At 68.3% G+C, this 18595-nt stretch carries 17 protein-coding genes and 1 pseudogene; 12 read left to right on the top strand and 6 right to left on the bottom strand.

All coding sequences use genetic code 11. The features are described 5' to 3' along the window. Positions 1-18: 18 nt before the first annotated feature. On the top strand, positions 19-558 hold the full coding sequence (locus ACZ48X_RS20960; RefSeq protein ID WP_336350553.1) for a twin-arginine translocation signal domain-containing protein: 540 nt from the start codon (positions 19-21) through the stop codon (positions 556-558). Beyond that, positions 555-2186: a GMC family oxidoreductase gene (locus ACZ48X_RS20955; protein ID WP_336350554.1), complete on the top strand. Its 1632-nt coding sequence runs from the start codon at positions 555-557 to the stop codon at positions 2184-2186. The genes ACZ48X_RS20960 and ACZ48X_RS20955 overlap by 4 nt, the downstream gene beginning before the upstream one ends. A gap of 89 nt (positions 2187-2275) precedes the next feature. Here ACZ48X_RS20955 and ACZ48X_RS20950 read toward each other — a convergent pair whose 3' ends face one another. Continuing rightward, entirely contained in the window at positions 2276-3160 is an 885-nt protein-coding gene (locus ACZ48X_RS20950) for a mechanosensitive ion channel family protein (protein WP_336350555.1), read from the bottom strand. Then, positions 3154-4260: a hypothetical protein gene (locus ACZ48X_RS20945; RefSeq protein ID WP_336350556.1), complete on the bottom strand. Its 1107-nt coding sequence runs from the start codon at positions 4258-4260 to the stop codon at positions 3154-3156. The genes ACZ48X_RS20950 and ACZ48X_RS20945 overlap by 7 nt, the downstream gene beginning before the upstream one ends. Positions 4261-4567: 307 nt before the next feature. Here ACZ48X_RS20945 and hflX point away from each other — a divergent pair, with 307 nt between their 5' ends. The 4 genes from hflX (at position 4568) to ACZ48X_RS20925 (ending at position 8456) form a co-directional block, all read left to right on the top strand. After that, positions 4568-5866, top strand: coding sequence for a GTPase HflX (hflX, locus tag ACZ48X_RS20940; RefSeq protein WP_336350557.1), 1299 nt, complete (start codon positions 4568-4570; stop codon positions 5864-5866). A gap of 276 nt (positions 5867-6142) precedes the next feature. Continuing rightward, positions 6143-7261, top strand: a complete 1119-nt coding sequence (hisC, locus tag ACZ48X_RS20935; protein WP_336350558.1) for a histidinol-phosphate transaminase — start codon at positions 6143-6145, stop codon at positions 7259-7261. A gap of 14 nt (positions 7262-7275) precedes the next feature. Continuing rightward, positions 7276-7839, top strand: a complete 564-nt coding sequence (locus ACZ48X_RS20930) for an adenylate kinase family protein (RefSeq protein ID WP_336351112.1) — start codon at positions 7276-7278, stop codon at positions 7837-7839. After that, positions 7836-8456, top strand: coding sequence for a CDP-alcohol phosphatidyltransferase family protein (locus ACZ48X_RS20925; protein WP_336350559.1), 621 nt, complete (start codon positions 7836-7838; stop codon positions 8454-8456). Before ACZ48X_RS20930 ends, ACZ48X_RS20925 begins: the two co-directional genes overlap by 4 nt. 54 nt (positions 8457-8510) lie before the next feature. On the opposite strand, the pseudogene ACZ48X_RS20920 reads toward ACZ48X_RS20925, so the two are convergent. Beyond that, positions 8511-8570, bottom strand: a pseudogene (locus ACZ48X_RS20920) (DUF8138 family protein); the annotation flags it as partial. Between ACZ48X_RS20920 and ACZ48X_RS20915 the strand changes: the two are divergent. The 3 genes from ACZ48X_RS20915 to ACZ48X_RS20905 all read left to right on the top strand — a co-directional run bounded on the left by ACZ48X_RS20915 (position 8554) and on the right by ACZ48X_RS20905 (position 11220). Then, complete coding sequence (locus ACZ48X_RS20915) at positions 8554-9039, top strand: multiprotein bridging factor aMBF1 (protein WP_464379855.1); 486 nt, start codon at positions 8554-8556, stop codon at positions 9037-9039. The pseudogene ACZ48X_RS20920 and the gene ACZ48X_RS20915 sit on opposite strands and share 17 nt — an antisense overlap. 94 nt (positions 9040-9133) lie before the next feature. Beyond that, positions 9134-10093 carry a cell division protein CdpA domain-containing protein gene (locus ACZ48X_RS20910; protein ID WP_336350561.1) on the top strand — a complete coding sequence of 320 codons (960 nt, stop codon included), beginning with the start codon at positions 9134-9136 and terminating at the stop codon, positions 10091-10093. Positions 10094-10194: 101 nt separating this feature from the next. Continuing rightward, a complete protein-coding gene (locus ACZ48X_RS20905; protein ID WP_227130865.1) occupies positions 10195-11220 on the top strand; it encodes a disk-shape morphogenesis protein volactin in 1026 nt (341 codons plus the stop codon). Positions 11221-11539: 319 nt separating this feature from the next. On the opposite strand, the gene ACZ48X_RS20900 is transcribed toward ACZ48X_RS20905, so the two are convergent. Beyond that, on the bottom strand, positions 11540-12427 hold the full coding sequence (locus ACZ48X_RS20900) for a hypothetical protein (RefSeq protein WP_336350562.1): 888 nt from the start codon (positions 12425-12427) through the stop codon (positions 11540-11542). 137 nt (positions 12428-12564) lie between these two features. Here ACZ48X_RS20900 and ACZ48X_RS20895 point away from each other — a divergent pair, with 137 nt between their 5' ends. Further along, complete coding sequence (locus ACZ48X_RS20895; RefSeq protein WP_336350563.1) at positions 12565-12969, top strand: DUF7961 family protein; 405 nt, start codon at positions 12565-12567, stop codon at positions 12967-12969. 7 nt (positions 12970-12976) lie between these two features. Continuing rightward, positions 12977-13708 (top strand): METTL5 family protein, encoded by a 732-nt coding sequence (locus ACZ48X_RS20890; protein WP_336350564.1) that lies wholly within the window; start codon positions 12977-12979, stop codon positions 13706-13708. Positions 13709-13738: 30 nt separating this feature from the next. Here the strand turns inward: ACZ48X_RS20890 and ACZ48X_RS20885 are convergent, their stop codons facing one another. Both ACZ48X_RS20885 and ACZ48X_RS20880 read right to left on the bottom strand, forming a co-directional pair. After that, positions 13739-15418: a rhomboid family intramembrane serine protease gene (locus tag ACZ48X_RS20885; protein WP_336350565.1), complete on the bottom strand. Its 1680-nt coding sequence runs from the start codon at positions 15416-15418 to the stop codon at positions 13739-13741. 129 nt (positions 15419-15547) lie between these two features. Continuing rightward, on the bottom strand, positions 15548-16381 hold the full coding sequence (locus ACZ48X_RS20880; RefSeq protein WP_336350566.1) for an MBL fold metallo-hydrolase: 834 nt from the start codon (positions 16379-16381) through the stop codon (positions 15548-15550). A 339-nt stretch (positions 16382-16720) separates the two neighbouring features. On the opposite strand from ACZ48X_RS20880, the gene ACZ48X_RS20875 reads away from it, so the two are divergent. Beyond that, positions 16721-18568, top strand: a complete 1848-nt coding sequence (locus tag ACZ48X_RS20875; RefSeq protein ID WP_336350567.1) for a hypothetical protein — start codon at positions 16721-16723, stop codon at positions 18566-18568. Positions 18569-18595 lie beyond the last annotated feature (27 nt).

Genomic DNA, 18595 nt, shown 5'->3' with positions numbered 1-18595 from the left:
TGCCTAAGACCCGTGAACATGGAGTTGACGCGCCGGGACGCGATGGGGGCACTCGCGGCCGCTGGCGTCGCCGTCGGCGCGGGCGTCGTCGCGGACCGGTTCGCCGGCACCGAGGAGGACCCGCCCGCGTTCGACGAGCACGCGCTCGCGACGACCGTCGCCGTCGGCCGCGCCATCTATCCGAGCGACCTCGAGAACGTCGAGTCGTTCGTCCGCACGTACGCGCTCTCGCGGAGCGAGGGCGACGAGGACTACCGCACGGGGATGGCGGACGCGGTCGCCGCGCTCGACGAGTACACGCAGGACTGGTACGACAGCGACTACGTCGACCTGGAGTCGGAGACGGCCGAGACGGTCCTCTACGAGATGGGCGTGGACGTCGAGGACCCCGACCCGGAGGGCGTCCCCCCGGAGCGCGTCAGATACTACCTCGTGAACGAACTGCTGTACGCGCTCTACACGACCGACACCGGCGGGCGGCTCGTCGGCCTGGAGAACCCGCAGGGATTCCCAGGTGGCACGGACAGCTACCAGCGCGGCCCGGGAACGGACCGATGACGGCGAACGCGTCCGACGGTGGCGTGGGCGACGGCCGCGACCGGTCGCCGAGCGAGCGCGTCGACGTCTGCGTCGTCGGCGCCGGCCCCGCGGGCGGCCTGGTCGCGGACCGCCTCGCGAACGCCGGACACGACGTCGTCGTGCTCGAAGCCGGCCCGCGGTTCGACCGCGCGGACCGCATCGAGCGCGTCGAGCGCGACATCCGACCGAGCTACCACCCCCACGAGGTCTGGGACATGGGCGGCGAGCGCGACGCGTACACGACGAGTGGCGACCGCGGCTACCCGCTGAACGCGGCGCGCGTGAAGGGCGTCGGCGGCACGACGCTGCACTGGCAGGGGATGGTGTTCCGACTGCACGAGGGCGACTTCGACGAGCACGCGCGCGCCGCCGGCGTCGACCCGTGGCCGATCGCGTACGACGACCTCCGGCCGTACTACGCGAGCGCCGAGGACGAACTCGGCGTCTCCGGGACCGCCGGCGACAATCCCTTCGCGCCGCCGCGCGAGGAACCGTACCCGATGCCGGGGTTCCCGCCGAGCTACTCGGATTCGCTGTTCGCCGAGGCCTGCGACGCGCTCGACGTCACGATGCACACCGTCCCGAACGCACGGAACTCCGAGCGCCGCGACGGCCGCTCGGCGTGCCAGGGCTGGGGGACGTGCAAGCCCGTGTGTCCGAGCGGCGCGAAGTACGACGCGACCGTTCACGTCGGGCGCGCCGAGGAGAAGGGTGCGCGGGTCGTCGACCACGCGCCAGTCCAGCGGCTCGAACACGACCGCGCCGGCGACGCCGTCACGACCGCGGTGTACGCGACGCCGGACGGCGAGGAACACGTGCAAGAAGCGCGCGAGTTCGTGCTCGCCGCGGGCGGCGTCGAGATACCGCGCCTCCTCCTGCTCTCCGCGAGCGAGGCGTACCCGCGGGGGCTCGCGAACTCCTCGCGCCTCGTCGGGAAGTACTTCCACGACCACCTCTTCGCCGGCATGGGCGGCCGACTCGACGAACCCACGAGGCAGAACCACGTCGGGTTCCTCACGAGCGAATCCCACCAGTTCTACGACGACGTCACCGACGACCGCGGGCCGTTCAAGCTCGAGTTCCTGAACTACGCCGGCCCGAGCCCCGTCGAACTCGCGCTCGGCGCGGACAGCTTCGGCGACGACCTCCTCGACGAACTCCGCGGCGCGTACGGGAACGCCATCGCGATGGGCGGCCTCGCCGCACAACCTCCGCGGAAGGAGAACTACGTCTCGCTCGACTCGTCGGTGACGGACGACCACGGCAACCCCGTCCCCGACGTCCACTGGTCGCTCGACGACCGGACGCGAGCGACGCTCCGCGCCGCGAACGACCGCCAGCGCGAGATACTCGACGAACTCGGCGTCGACGTCCAGTGGACCGTCGGCCCCGACGACACCGGCCCCGCGTTCCACCACATGGGCACCACGAAGATGAGCGCCGACCCCGAGAGCGGCGTCGTCGACCCGCAACTCCGCACGCACGACCTCCGGAACCTCTCCATCGCCTCCTCCTCGACGTTCACGTACGGCGGCGCCCTCAACCCGACGCTCACCATCGCCGCACTCGCCCTCAAGTGCGCCGACCACGTCGACGAGCGTCTCTGAGCGAGCGAACGCAGCGGCGAAGGTCTCTGAGAGCGCCCGCAAGCAGTCGATTCAACAGCGAACAGCGAGAGCGCCCGCGAGCAGTCGATTCAGTCCACGCCGGGATGGTCTATCTCGCCGGCGACGCCGGAGGGAACCTTCGGGGATTCGATGCCCTCGCGGTCGAACGCGGCGAGCGCGCGCTTCGTCACGTCCGTCCGGAACGGGAACTCGTTCCGGAGGTCGTTCACGTACGCCTTCCCGGTGATCTTCCGGTAGTGAATGTCGTCGTCGAGCAATACCTCGTGGGGGAGGTCGTCGGTGACGTACACGTACTGGCTGGTGAGCATCGCCTCCTCGACGAGTTCGCGCGCTCGCGCGGCATCCGACTCGGGGTCGACGTAGAACTCGACGGTGATGAGCATCTCCGCCGCGCCCGCGTTCCCGTTCGCGATGCTCTCGTTGAAGAACAGGTAGTTCGGAACCGTGACGAGGTTGTCGTTCGGGGTGACGAGGCTCGTCGACCGCAGGCCGATGTCGACGACCTCGCCGTAGTACTCGCCGATCGCGACCTTGTCCCCAATCTGGTACGGTTGCTCGACGACGAGCGCGAGGCCGCCGACGAGGTCCGCGAGCAGGTCCTTCAGGCCGAACCCGACCGCCGCGCCGGCGACGCCCGAGAGCGCGAGCAGCTGGTTCTCGGTGAGGTCGAACAGGATGGAGAACGCGAGGTACACCGCGGTCCCGTAGATGGCGAGTTTGAACACGGGGATGAGGACGGTGACGCGGAAGCGCGCGGCGACGAACCGGTCGGCGAGCCCGGTGAGGAGCGTGCTCGAGAAGCGCGCGAGGAAGTACGCGAGCACGAGGATGGGGACGGCCTCGAGGAGGAGGTTCCAGTTGATGGCGTCGAAGACGTTCGGGTCGGACTCGGCCGAGGTCTGCGCGATTACCCGTGACGCGTCCGCTGCCAGGAATCGAGCGGCCGCTACCACAGCAACCGCCTCCCTTCGAGGTGCTCGACCGCCGCGTGGAAGCGCTCGGGGGCGACAGAGACGACGTCCACGCGCTCGCCCGGCGACCCCGCGCCGTCGCCGTCCGCGAGCGCACGCGCCTCCTCGGCGTCCACGTCGTCGGCGTCGTCGCGGGAGCGCGGACGGGCGTCGCGTTCGAGCTCGACGAGTCCCTGGTGTTCGAGCGTCTGCACGGCCTGTGCGACGTTCACGTCCGGGAGTACCTCGCGGAGCGTCGGCATCGCGAGACGTTCGTTCGTGAGCACGCTCGTGAGCGTCATCGCCTCGTCGTCGTCCAGGTCCAGGGGCGCTTCGCGGTCGTCGAGGAACGCGGGCGACATCTCGCCGTTCCGGACCGAGCGGTCCCAGAGCGCGAGCGCGACGCCCGGGTTCCCCTCCGCGAGCCGCGCGAGCTTCTCGTAGACGACGCGCTCCGTCTCGCCGTACTCCTCGCCCATGTCCCGCGCGGTCAGGTACTCGACGTTCAGCGACGGCACCGGCACGGACACCTCGCGGCCGGCGACGTCGACGCTCGCCCGGTCGAAGTCGACGGTCTTCACGCGACCGTGCCCGTCGCTCTCGACGAACCTCGGGGAATCGTCGACGTGCTCGCGGACGAGCGCCGAGATGGCCTCGGGTTCGAGCCGCGGCACGTCCACCTGCACGGGGAACGCGCGGTCCACGTCCTTGACCGCTGCGAGGTAATCCCACGCCCACCTGTTCCACGCCGTCACGAACAACGCATCCCTGTTCGCGATGTGGTCGAGGAACGCGTCGAGGACGTCGAACCCGCCGATGCGGCGCGAGTACAGGAAGTGACAGCCCTCGACGACCACGACCTCGCGGTTCGGGAACTCGAGCGCCGCCGGGTCGGTGACGAGCGACTCGAACGTCACGTGCCCCGACGCCGCGCCGAACTGGTCCTCCGCGTACTCCAACAGGACGTCGCGGCCGGCGTACGGCTCCGCGATGACGGCGACGTTCGCGACCGACCCGTCGAGGTGGGTCGCGACCGCGTCCTCGATGGTCGCGAGCTGGCTCCCCAACCCCGCGGCCTCCAGGTCCGCAACGGTCAGCGCCACGTACTCACCCTCATTCGGGCGAGACCAACGCACCACCGCGACAAGTCCCTTTCGTCCAACACGACCACTCGCGGAAACGGCACCCGCCGCGTCCAGGGACGACAACGCCCCACATACCAGGCCAAGGACTATACGCGGTGCGCCCGTCCGTCAGTGCATGGAGACCCTTTCTCGTCCCCGCTGACCGGGGACCGAGCGCGGGCTCGTTCCCGGTGGCATCGCGTCCGTATCGCCACTGGACCGCCCGACCCGACCGAACGCCGTCGCCGCGACCCGCCCGCGGCGTCGCGTCGGTCGATCACACCACATGCAGGATTCACAGTCACGACTCGCAGGCGGTAGCGCCATCGTCGTCGCGCGCGCTGCCAGCGAACGCCCAGATACGGCAGAGATCGAACGTCTCGCCGACGCCGCCGGCTACGCGGTCGTCGACGCAGTAACCCAGCAGCGACGCGAGGACCCGGGCACCTGGGTCGGTCGTGGGAAGGCCGCGGAGCTCGCCGAGCGCGCCCGCGAACTCGACGCGGACGTCGTCGTGTTCGACGGCGGGCTCGACCCCGGCCAGTACGCGGACCTCGTCGACCTCCTCCCGGACGGCGTCGAGCCCGTGGACCGGTATCGGCTCGTGCTCGACGTGTTCGCCGAGGGCACCGGCGACAAGCGCGCCGCGCTCCAGGTGGAGGCAGCGCGCCTGGCGTACATGCTCCCGCGGCTCCGCCGCATCACGAAGGTCTCCCAGCTCTCGAAGGCCGTCGAGAAGGGGAACCCGATACTGGACGTCGAGGACCGCATCGACCGCATCGAGAACGAGCTCGCCGACGTCGCGGAACTGGCCGCGGAGCGCCGCGAGCAACGCCGGGAGGCCGGCCAGGGCCTCGTCGCCATCGCGGGGTACACGAACGCCGGGAAGACGACGCTCCTCCACCGGCTCGCCGACGACATGCGTCTCGACGACGCCGACCCCGAGCACGCGGACCTCACCGATTCGAGCCCGATCGAGGACCGGTTGTTCGCGACGCTCGAGACGGTCACGCGCCGCGGGACGCTCGACGGGTTCGGCGTCTGCTACACGGACACCGTCGGGTTCGTGGACGCGCTCCCGCACGACCTCGTCGAGTCCTTCAGTGCGACCATCGACGAGGCCGCGGCCGCGGACGTCACCCTCCTCGTCGTCGACGCGACCGACGACCCCGAGCGACTCCGGGAGAAGGTCCAGACCTCGATCGACGCTATCGGCGAGACCGAGGGGCCGGTCGTCGGCGTCCTGAACAAGATCGACGCGGTACCTGGCGACGAGGATGCCGACGACGACAGCCTCGGTGAGCGACGCGACGTGCTCGCGGACGCCGTGGACGACGTCGTCGCGGTCAGCGCGCTCGCCGACGACGGCATCGACGCGCTCCGCGACCGCGTCCGCGAAGCGCTCCCGACCGAGACCGCGACGCTCTCCCTCACGAACGACGGCGACGGCCAACGCACGCTCTCGTGGCTCTACGACCACGCCAGCGTCGACGACGTCGCGTACGGCGAGGACGTCACCGTGACGGTGACCGCACGACCGTCCGTGCTCGAACGGGTTCGCGCGAAAACCACGGATAGCCGCTAGCGCGCCCCGAGCAGCGTCTCTACGCATCGGTGGCCCATCCCTTCGGCGGAAACGCTTCAGGGCCACTCGTGCGCGAATCACCGTATTCTGTATAGCGGAATACGGTTTGTCTGCTCGGTCTCGACCGGTCGTGTGCGTCAGATGAGTAACAGGAGGTGCGCGTTGAAGCGTCGAAACCCCGGTCGAGCCCACCAGAGGCCGGCGCGAGTCGTCCGAACGCCAGGCGGAGCCGACGCTTTGACAACGCTCAAGGGCCGCGGGGCCGCGGTTTCGACCATGCAACCACGGGACCTCTCCACTCACGTCCCCTACGAGGCGGGGCGCGGCATCGAGGAGGTCGCACGGGAACTCGGCATGGACCCCGGCGACCTCGTCAAGCTCGCGTCCAACGAGAACCCCTTCGGTCCACCGGACGCGGCCGTCGACGCCATCCAGCGCGCCGCGGCGAACGCGTCGTCGTACCCGAAGGCCGCACACACCGACCTCACCGACGCACTCGCGGACCGCCACGGCGTCGACCCCGCGCAGGTCTGGCTCGCGAACGGGGGCGACGGCGCGCTCGACTACCTCGCGCGAGCGGCGCTCGAACCCGGCGACGCGGTCCTCGTCCCCGACCCCGGGTTCGCGTACTACGAGATGAGTGCGCGCTTCCACCACGGGACCGTGAACCGCTACGACCTCTCCCGGCCCGAGTTCACGCAGGACGGCGACGTCGTCTGCAGCCAGTACGACGGCGAGCGCGTCGTCTACCTCACGAGCCCGCACAACCCGACCGGGAGCGTGTTCTCGCTCGAGGACGTCGTCGAGATCGCTGACCGGACCGGCGAGGAGACGCTCGTCGTCGTCGACGAGGCGTACGCCGAGTACGCGGACGTCCAGTCCGGCGTCTCGCTGCTCGGTGGCGACGGCGCCGCCGACCACGCGTTCGCCGAACGCGACGACGTCGCCGTCCTCCGGACGTTCTCGAAGGCGTTCGGGCTCGCCGGCGTCCGCCTCGGATACGCAGTCGTTCCAGGGGCGTGGGCGGACGCGTACGCGAGAGTGAACACGCCCTTCGCCGCGAGCGAACTGGCGTGTCGCGCCGGACTCGCCGCGCTCGACGCCGACGACCACGTCGCGAAGAGCGTCGAGACCGCTCGATGGGCGCGCGAGCACATGCGGGACGAACTCGACGCGCCGGTCTGGGAGAGCCAGGGGAACTTCGTGCTCGTCGACGTCAGCGACGCACGCGGCCCCGAGAGCGCCGACGCGGTCGCGAGCGAACTCCAGGAGCGCGGCGTCATCGTGCGGGACTGCACGAGCTTCGGGCTCCCCGGCTGCATCCGCGTCACGTGCGGGACCGAAGCGGGCACCGAACGCGCCGTCGACGCGATCAACGAGGTGCTCGCCGCGTGACCGCAAGCGGTCCGCTGCGCGTCGCCGTCACCGGGACGCCCGGCACCGGGAAGACGACCGCGACCGACCGGCTCCGAGAGCGCGTCGACGCCAGCCAGTACGACGCCCTGGACGCGGACGAAGTGGACGTCGTCCACCTGAACGACGTCGTTCAGGACGAGGAGCTCTACGACGACGTCGACGAGGCACGCGACAGCGTCGTCGTCGACCTCGACGCCCTCGCCGCGTGGGTCGACGAGTACGTCGCCGCGTCCGATGCGAGCGTCGTCGTCCTCGACTCGCACCTCGCGCATCACCTCGACGTCGACCGCGTCGTCGTCCTGCGGTGCCATCCGGAGACGCTCGAAGCCCGCCTCGCGGACCGCGGCGAACCCGCCGCGAAAGCCGCGGAGAACGCGGAGAGCGAGGCGCTCGACGTCGTGCTCGGCGAGACCGTGGACGCCCACGGCACCGAGTCCGTGTACGAGATCGCGACGACCGACCAGGCCCCGGACGAGGTCGCCGACGCCATCGCGGCGGTCATCGCGGGAGAGCGCGAACCGAGTGCGGGCACGGTCGACTACATCGAGTACCTATGACGCTCGACCAACTCAGACCACGTATCTCGGGCCTGCTCGACCCGTGGGTGCGCGCCGCGAACGCTCTCGGCATGAGTCCGGACGGTGTGAGCGTGATCGCGTTCGTGCTCGCGCTCGCCGCAGGCGGTCTCTACGCGTACGCCGGACCCGCAGTCGGCGACGTCTCCGCACTGTACGCCGTCGGCGCGGTCTGCGTCGCGTTCAACGGCTGGCTCGACATCGTCGACGGCGCGCTCGCCCGCGAACAGGACGTCGCGAGCGAGGGCGGCGACCTGCTCGACCACGTCCTCGACCGGTACGCGGACGTCGCCATCATCGTCGGCCTCGCCGCCGGCATCGGCCGGTACGACCTCGGGCTCGCCGCCGTCACCGGCGTCCTCCTCACGTCGTACCTCGGCACGCAAGCGCAAGCCGTCGGCCTCGACCGGGTGTACGCGGGCGTCCTCGGCCGCGCCGACCGCCTCGCGCTCGCCGGCGCCGTCGGCGTCGCCGTCGTCCTCTACCCGAGCGAGGTCTACGGCCTGACGCTCGTCGGCTGGCTGCTCGTCGTCTTCGCCGTCGTCGGTCACGTCACCGCCGTCCAGCGGTTCTGGGGCGCGTGGTCGCGACTCGACTGAGCACGCGGGGGGCACATGTTTTATACGCGGCGGGGAGAAAGGCTAGGATATGGCTCAGTGCGAGATGTGTGGTGCCGAAACGTCGGACCCGAAGACGGTGAAGGTCGAAGGCGCCGAACTGGACGTCTGTTCGGAGTGCACCGACTTCGGAACGGAAGTGAAGAGTCAGAAGCAATCGAGCACGTCCACGAAGTACTCCACGAGTTCCTCGTCCTCGAGCTCGTCCTCGTCGAGCGGTCGGTCGTCGGGGAGCTCCTCGTCGTCGGGCGGGAGTACGCGACGCCGGGACATGTTCGACGACATGGGCGAGCTCGCCCAGGACTACGACGAACGAATCCGTCAAGCTCGTGAGAAGAAGGGATTGAGTCAGGCCGATCTCGCGAACGAACTCAACGAGAAGGCGAGTCTCATCCGGAAGTTAGAGCGCGGTGACACGCTCCCGAGCGACAAGGTCCAGTCGAAGCTCGAGCGGGAACTCGGTATCGACCTCGACGCCGGCGGGTCATCTGGCGAGGACGAGGAGTGGAGTGGCGGGTCGTCCACGAAGACGACGCTCGGGGACGTCGTGAAACGCAAGGACTGAAACTCGGCGACAGCGAGACGTCTGACAGCGTCTTTTTTCAAGTAACAAACTGTTAACCAAACAATCATGGCAGTGGGGGGTTTACGCATAGGCAATGCCTACCGAGGAAGCGGACGAGGATGCCACCGGTCCGGACCACCCGGACAACGTCCTCTACGACCTCTACGAGACGTACATCGGCGAACCCGAGGAGGACACCGACGTCTACCTCGGATTCGGCCTGTTCTTCACCGGTGTTGGGCTGGGCGTGCTCGCGCTCGTCCTGACCGTCGTTAGCTTCGGCGTACTGGAGCACGGGACCAGCGCGTACTGGCTCTGGTCCGAGTACGCGTTCGCGACCGGGATGCTCGCACTCCCCGCGCTCATCACCGGCGTCGTCGTGTTGCTACCCGTCGAGGAGCGCGCGGTGTACGCTGCCGGAACTGGTGCTGCGATAAACACGGTTGCCGTGGCGTGGTTCTGGACGGCGTACCCCGGGTCGTGGAACGAGGGTGACGCGACGACGACGCTCGCCGTCGTCGGCCTGTACGCGGTCGGGCTCGTGCTCGTCGTCGGCTCCACGGGCGCGGCGCTCATCGCGGACCAGTTGGAGCGCTACCAGCAACCTGGTCCCGCTGACATCCAGCCGATGGAGGAGGACGAGGACGAGAGCGAGTCCATCTCCGACGCGGAGATAGAGGCGGACATCGAGGACGCGATGTCGGGCGTCGAGCTCTCGTGGGGTGGCGTCGAGCGCTCCGAGAATCGGAATCTGAACTTCAGCGAGGACCCGGACATGGAGGGGACGACGCTCGCTGGCGGGATGGCGAAGACAACGCGGTCCTCGGGCGTCGACTCGCAGATCAACTCGCTGAAGGCGATGAAGGGCGGGGAGAAGAAGACGGCGCGGTCGCAGTCGACGGTCGACGACCAGACGGCGAAGCTCAAGGAGTTGCGTGAGCGTCGGGAGCGCGAACAGGCCGAGAAGGACGTGGCGTCGGATAGCTCGGGGTCACTCGGTGGTGGACGTGACGGGTTGTGGACGCGACTGAAGCGCGCGCTCGGGCTCGGTTGAGCGCCCGCTCGTACTTCAATTAGGAGCCAGTTAATACTAACCTCTATCCTGATGAAATAATTTCACATAGTTTTATTATCCGGTGGGGTACATGGGCAAATATGGCTAAAGGCCTAGACGTCGGCACGATGAACATCCTGTCCGCACAACAGGATGGTAGCGATACCGTATTCGTTCAGCAGCGGAACTCCTTCGTGGAGATCGAGTACTCTGACATGGCCGAGCAGATGCTCAGTCGGTCGGAGGTCCTCCACATCCGGAAGGACGACAAGGTGTACGTCGTAGGTGACGACGCACTGAACTTTGCAAATATCTTCAACAAGAACACCCGACGCCCGATGAAGCACGGGATCCTCTCCAGCCAGGAGAAGTCCGCGATCCCGATGATGAAGCTCATCATCGAGCAGGTCGTCGGCGAACCCAGCTATCCCGACGAGAAACTGTACTTCTCCGTCCCGGCGGACCCGATCGACTCCGAGCTCTCGACGCTCTACCACCAGAAGACCATCGAGAGCTTCCTCGACAACATGGGGTACGACGCCGAACCCATCAACGAGGGGATGGCTGTCATCTACAGCGAGCTCGCTGACAACAACTTCACGGGCCTCGGCATCAGCTTCGGCGCAGGCATGACGAACGTCTGTCTCGCGTACTACGCGGTCCCGGTCATGAAGTTCTCCGTCGCCCGTGGTGGGGACTGGGTCGACGAGCAGGCCGCGCAGGCGACCGGTACCCCGGTCGACAAGGTCACGAGCGTCAAGGAGAGCGACTTCGAGCTCGACTTCACCACCGACGTCGGTGGCGTCGAGGGTGCACTCTCCATCTACTACGAGAACCTGCTCGACTACGTCATCCAGAACGTCGTGAAGGAGGTCGACGAGGAGGACATCGAGGAGGGCCTCGACGTCCCGGTCGTCGTCACGGGCGGTACCTCGAGCCCGAACGGCTTCGAGGCGCTGTTCCGCGACCACCTCGAGGACGCGAACATCCCGTTCTCGATCAGTGGCGTCCATCACGCGAGCGAGCCGCTGTACTCGGTCGCCCGTGGTGGCCTCGTCGCCGCACGCTCCGACGAGGACGTCGACGAGCCCGAGGAAGAGGCGGAAGCGGCTGCAGCGGACGAGTAACGCCACGACGCCCGGCTTCGTGTCCGACGACTCGGTCGGTCGTGACGTTTAGTCGACGCGGTGTCGCCGTCGTTCACCTCGTTTTTCGCGCGCTAGACGTTGGCGTGGAGCGACGCGTGTGGTCGTCGCTTCCGGCAGGGACGTCGATTGTCCGGCGTCCGGTCGCGTTGCTGTTGGTGCGTTCCGAGTGGCGAGGTCTGTTCTCGAGTTGCAGTCGGGTCGTCGAAAACGGGTCGGCTCGTTGAAGGAGTACCGGGCTCGTTGAAGCGGTGCAGGTGTCGCGGTCGACCCGGTCGTGAGACGGATTCTCGGGGATTGGTCAGGCGGCTTCTGCGGTGGCGTCCTCGTCGACGCTGTTGGCGTCGGGGTCGGTATCGTCGTCGTCCGTCGACCCCGGTTCGGTGTCGTTCGTGGTTCGTCCGTCCGCGTCGTCCACCTCCTCGTCTTCGTCGTCCGCTCCGCGGTCGGCGTCCTCTTCGCCGGTGGGTTCCGTATCGACTTCGTCGTGGTCGGTAGTTGCGACCTCGTCGGATGCGGCGACCGCGTCCTCGTCCACGTCGGCCGCCCGTTCCGTACTCTCGTCCACGTCGGCCGCCCTTTCCGTACTCTCGTCCTCGTCCACGTCGGCCGCCCGTTCCGTACTCGCGTCCTCGTTCTCGTCGGATGCAGTGCTTTCGTTCTTGTCCGACTCCACGTCCTGATCCTCGCTGGATGGTGCGTCGTCGGATTCGCTCGTCGGTGTCGCGTCGCCCTCACCGGTGTCAGCCGCGTCGTTTGCGTCGTCTTCGGCTGCCTCGTCTTCGACTGCGTCACCTTCCGCTAGGTCGTCGTCCTGGCGTCCCGTCTCGGGGTCGGCCGTGTCGACCTCGGCCTGAGCGTCTGGTTCGTCGCGGTCGGCGTCGGCGTCTGCTGGGACGTCGCTGGGGACGCGTTCGACGTGGGGCTTCGGGTCTGATTCGGGGGCGTCGTCTGGGATGGAGACGTTGTCCCGGATGCGTTCGAGGTTCCGGACGGCGTTCTCGGAGCCGTCGCGTGCGAACTTCGACTCGAATCGAGAGATAGCGTCGTGCCAGGATTCGAGCGTCGCCGGTTTGCTTCGGTGTTCGACGTCGACGCCGACCCACCCGCAGGCGTCGCAGCCGTAGGCCTCCCCGTCCGCGAGGGCGTAGTGGCTCAGGGAGGAGCCACAGCGTGGGCAATCTTTCATACAGGAACTGCTTAACCCGCAATAATAAGTGTGTTCCATTCTCTCATGGGTCGGTAATCCGTAACTGACCCGGCCCGCGTATTACTACAGAACATAAACAAAGGCTTTTGTATTCGCAGTATGTATGCGTTGGTACGATGAGCGCGACCCCCTCGCCGAACGTCGAACGAACCATCGAACGCTGCCGGCCCGAAGACGTCACCCCCGTCCAGGTCGACGCGGACACCCTCGAATCCACCGCCCCCGAGTACCTCCGGGACCTCAAGCGCGAACTCGCCACCGAAGGGTACTCGCCGTCGACGCTCGCCGTCCGCGCGCGCTTCGAGGACGACTGCTCGCTCGCCACCCAGGAGGAGGCCGACCGCATCCGCGGGCACGTCCGCGCCGCCGCGTTCCTCGGCGCCGCGAGCGTCCGCGTCACGTGCGAATCGGTCCCGGACGCCGAGAAGGTCCGCCCCGCGCTCGCCGCGTGCGCCGAACGCGCCCGCCGCGAAGGCCTGGCGTTCGAACTCGACGCACCCATCACGCTCGACGCCGAATAGGCACCCGATGCCAACACGTCGCGCGCTCGCCCGCCGCCTCGGCGTCGTCGAGGACTTCCAGGACCCGAGTCCCTCGCTCGAACAGTACGCCACCTCGGCGGAGGTCGCCGCGTCGCTCGTTCACGTCGCCGACCAACGCGGCGACCTTACTGACAGCGACTCTGCCCAGGGCGGTGACCTTACTGACAGCGACTCTGTCCAGGGCGGCGACCTCACTGACAGCGACTCTGCCCAGGGCGGTGACCTCGTCGACGACGGAGGGGCGACCGTCCTCGACCTCGGCACCGGAACCGGGATGCTCGCGCTCGCCGCCGCCCTCCGCGGCCCCCGTCGCGTCGTCGGCGTCGACGTCGACCCCGCGCCACTCCGTACCGCTCGCGAGAACGCCGCTCGCGTCGGCGCGACCACGCCCGTCGAGTGGGTCGTCGGCGACGCCACCGACCTCCCGCTCGCGTTCGACGAGCGCGTCGTCGTCCTCTCGAACCCACCGTTCGGTGCGCAGGACGGGAACGAGCACGCCGACCGCGCGTTCCTCGACCAGGTCCGCGACGTCGCCAGCGTCTCCTACACCGTCCACAACGCCGGCAGCGAGGACTTCGTTCGCGCGTACGCCGCAGACGCAGACGCAACCGTCACCGACGCATTCGCTGTCGAACTCGACGTCGACAACCAGTTCGAGTTCCACGACCACGAATCCGCCGCCATCGACGCCGAAGCCTACCGCATCGAGTGGACGTGACGCCGCGAGCGTGGAGCGGGTCGCGTTCGGTTACCGGTTCCGGCCGTACTTCTCCTTCGTGAACACCTTCACGCGCGTCTGGTTGACGACCGCGTAGACGTGCCGGCCCTGGCGTTCGAACGAGATGCCGGCGACGGTCGCGTTCCCGCCCTCGCTCGGCATCGTCGTGCGAGCGAGCGTCTCGTTGTTCCGTGAGACGACGATGGCGAACCCGTTCTCGGTGGCGGCGACGCTCACGTTCTTCCCGTCGAGCACCGGGTCCGCGGTCGCCGCGTCGGCGACGAACGCGAGGTTCGCGGACTCGTTCGGGCGCTGCAACCACACCTTGTACGTCGTCGGGCCGCCGTTCGCCGACCACCCGCGGCGGATCGCCCACACCGAATCGCGCCACGTGACGCCGCCGACGTCCACCTGCCGCGACCCGCCGAACGCGAGCTGTCCCTTCGAGACCGCTGGGTACCAGACGCCGCGGCGTTCGCTCACGACGATGACCCCGGAGGCGGTCACGTTCTCCGTCGGCAGGTCGACGAACGGGACGTCGACCGCGGAGACGAGACTGTACTCGGTGCCCTCGGCGTACGTCACCGTGTAGTCCCGGACGTCGACGGGGTTCTCGCCCGGGATGCTCGACGCTTGCGCGGTGTTCAGTTTCGTCGGGAGCGCCATCCCGGCGACGACCGCGAACGTGACGACGAGGCCGGCGAGCGCGAGCGTCCGCCACGCCGACCCGGTGCCTTCGAGGAGGCGCAGCGGGTTCGCGGTGCCGTCGCCGCGGCTCGCGACCGCGCCCGCGACGAGCACCGCGAGCACGAACACGGCGACGAGCCCGGGGGCGCGGAACAGCACGAACCGGTCGCTGCTCTCGATGAAGTAGATCGCCCACAGCGACTTCGAGACGCCGAAGAAGAGGACGCCCGCGTACAGGCGGAGGGCGCTCGGGCCTTCGCTACGGCGACTGAACACGACCGCGGCGGCGACGATTCCCAGTAGCAAGCCGAGTGCGTGCCCCTGGATGGCGATGCCAGCCCACCACGGCGGCGACGGCGGCGACGGCGTGACCTGCGCGGTGACGATGGGGTTCTGGAGTGCGCTGTAGAACACGCTCGCGACGCTCTGTCCGCCGAGCGCGAGGACGATGGTCGTCATCGGATAGCGCACGAGCGCGAACCCGGCGAGCGCGAACACGACCCCGGAGAACCCGATGACGGGCCCGAGCCCGAACGCGGCGAGCGCGACGCCGCCGACGAGCGCGGCGGCCGGGACGAAGCAGAACGCCCGCACGAACGGGTTCGTGGTGAGTGACGTGAACGACTGCGAGCCGCGCCGGTCGGGGAAGTGGCCGTACGCGTACTCGGCGACGGACCCGAACAGGAGCGTCCCGATGAGGTTCCCGACGAGATGCCCGGGGCCGACGTGCGTGAACGACGCGAACGCAACGCCGGTCGGGTAGAACCACGACCACGACCGGAACGGGATGGTGACGGGGTCGCGCCACTGCGCGAACCCGTCCTGGACGAGGAGGTACGCGAGCAGCACGAGCGCCGTCGTCACGAGCGTCCCCCACGGAACGCCCATGACGAGCCGCGAGCGAAGCGCGTGCCCCCACGCGCCGTCGGGGTCGTCGATGCGAGCGACGGCGTACAACGAACCGGCGAGCGTGAGGAGGACCGCGACGACGAAGGCGGGCCCGAGCCAGGCGGCCGAGAGCATACCGGAGCCGTGGGGGTCGAAGGCTAAAAGTACTGCCCGCGACGGCGCCGACGACGCACCCGGCCGCCCGTCGGTTCAAGCCAGCGCTGGCGCGAGTAACGACTTTCTAAAAGGCGTTCTGCGAGCCGCTCAGAGGTCGACGCGATCGCCGATCTCGACGATATCGAGGCGCTCGGGGTGCTCGAAGGAGTTCGCGTGCTTGTGGAGGACGGTCGGGTCGCCGGTGAGTCCCTTCCACATGTCCCAGTGGCTCGGGAGGAGTCGGTCGAGCTGGAGGTCGCTTGCCGCTTCTATCACCTGGTTCTCGTCGTTGTACCAGCGCGTGCGCTTCGGTTCGCGCGTCTCCTTGTCCGGGACGTTCCCGACGGTTCCGAACGCCAGGACGCCGAGGTCGATGTCGTACTCGCGGCCGATGCGCGCGAACTCGTCGCTGGGTTTGGTGTCGCCGCCGTGGAAGAACGTGCCGGCGTCGTGCTCGAACACGTAACAAACGGGCTGGGTTGCGTCCGGGTCGTGTGCGGCCTCGACGTGCACGGTGAACTCGCCGAGTTCGAACGTATCGCCGACCGCGACCTCGTCGAACTGGTCGTCGTCGACGTCGTAGTTCGCGGGCCAGTCCTCGTCCTCGCGAGCGACCGCGAGGCTGTCGGCGGGCGCGTGCAGACGCGCGCCCGTGTTCGCGAGGATGGGTGCTTGCGAGGGGCCGTGGACGTGGTCGGTGTGCTCGTGGGTCGCGAGGACGGCGTCGGCACGGTCGACGTCCTCGGGGTCGAACGGCACCGGAATCATCCGTATCGTCCGCGGCGGGTCGCCGAGGCCGACGTACGGGTCGACGAACACCGTCGTCCCCTCGCTGCCCTTGAGTACGAAGCCGTTACAGCCGAGGTACCAGACTGCGACGCCATCGGGGTCCGCGGCCGCGACCGCTCGCGGCAGCCAGTCACCCCAGTCGCTTTTGCTCATACTCGCTCCTGTGAGTGGCCGGTCCAAGAGCGTTGGGACTCGTCACGCGCCGGCCACGCCGAAAAGAACTCGCGGGTGGGGGAGGGCTGCGGGAAGGTGACCCGGCGAGTCGTCGAGTAGTGGGTGGATGGTTGGGTTCGTCGACGAGCCGCCGGATTCGACGTCGGCTCGCGGTCGATGAGTACGTCGGTTTGCACGCATCGGCCACGTGCAGCGCGCTGCTGCATCACCAAGTCATGTCTGTGTTCAGATAAAAGAGCGGCCTGGTTGGACAGGTCTGCGTGAACAGTCGCCGGAACCCCCGTTTCCTTTATGGTCGTGCTGTGGATACGGAGGGGTATGAGTAGTCAGGTCGACCCGGACGACACGGTGGCGGTGTCCGCCGATGGCATTGCCGTCGAGAAGTCGTTCGCGGCAGACGAGTTCCCCGTCCCCGCGATCCGGTTCGCTATCACGTCGAATCGCGACGAGGCGGTCACAGTACGCTTGCACGAGGACATCCCCGCGGACTTCCCGATGGACGGCGTCGGGTTCCACCCGGATTACGATAGCGACAACTGGACCGCGTTCCAGGACCATCACGTCGAGTACGAGCGCACGCTCGACCCGGGCGAGGAGGTCGTCACCGTCTACGGCATCCGTATCGAGTCCCAGAGCGACGTCCCCCAGTTCCTCACCGAACCGCAGGTCACCGAGGTCGACGCCGACGGTGACGCCGACGGCGAGGAAGCGGCTGGCGACGACAACACCATCGACGACATCGTGAACGACGACTCGAACCAGGTCGTCAAGGACATGATCTCGGGGAAGAGCGAGAGCGTCCCCGGGCTCGACGACGACGCTGACGCAGCCGACGACGACGCCGACGAAGCCGACGGCGAGGAATCCGCCATCGACCTCGACCTCGGGAGCGCGGAAGCGGCGCTCGACGCGGACGACGGGGCCGACGCCGACGACGGAGTCAGCGAAGAGGGCCCCGACGACGGACCGGAGATAGAGTTGAACATCGACGAACCGGACGCAGCGGCCGAGGACGAGAGTGACGACGCGGGGACGGACGAAGCTGACGCCGAACCGGTCGACGCGGACGTCGATACGGACGACGTCGACGCCGACGACGACACGGACGGCGATACCGACGACGCAGTGGACGCTGGAGCGGTCCAGGACGGCGACGACGAGTCCACCGGCGAAAGCGACGGAGCGGACGTGGAGTCCGACGTCGACGCCGAGTCGGACGTAGACGCTGCAGAAGCGACCGACGTCGACGACGAATCCACCAGCGTCGCCGACGAAGCGACCGGCGTCGACGAGGACGAGAGTGACGTCGACGAATCCGACGTGGTCGCGGCGCTTGCAGCGGCGGTTCGCGACGACGACGTCGACGACGACGACCTCGCCGTCATCCAGGACGCTATCGCACCAGCCACGCACGAGGACACTGACGTGGACGCGGACGCGGCGGCAGACGCTGGAATCGACGCGGACGACGTGGTCGCCTCCGGGAACGTCGCCGCGGCACTCGCGGACGAGTTCGACGACGGAACCGTCCAAGCAGACACCCGCGACCGCTTGCAGGACGCACTCGACACCCAGACCGCGGGCCCCGACGTCGCGAAGGTCGAACACCTCCAGTCGCGCGTGGAGGAACTCGCGGCGTACACCAGCGCGCTCGAGGAGTTCCTGGACGAGGAGGGGACCGCGAACCAGCTCCTCGAGGAGTACAACGACGAGGTGTCCGCGCTCCGCGACGACCTCCAGTCCGTGCAGTCCGCCGTCGGCGAGCACGACGAGGTCATCGAGGGCATCGAGGCGGACGTCGACGAGCTCGGCGACGAGAGCGCCGAAGCACACGACCGCATCAACGCTCTCGAGACGGACGTCACCGCACTCGAAGACGACCTCGAGAGCACCGCCAGCGACCTCGAGTCGACGACCGAGGACCTGGAAGCAACCACGGACGACCTCGAAGCGGACGTCGATTCGGTCGCCGACGACGTCGACACGCTCGAGACGACCGTCGACGAGCACGTCGAGCAGTTCACGACGCGCGTCGACGACGTCGAGGCGGACGTCACCGACCTCGACGAGGACGTGACCGAACTCCGCGACGACGTCGACGCCATCGAGGAGGACGTCACGGAGATCCAGGAGTGGCGCGACCAGCTCGGCGAGATGTTCTCCTAAGCCGCAGGGACCACTCCATACCAGTCC

This window comes from Halorubellus litoreus (genome assembly GCF_055378595.1).
This window is presented reverse-complemented; position numbering and strand designations above follow the sequence as displayed.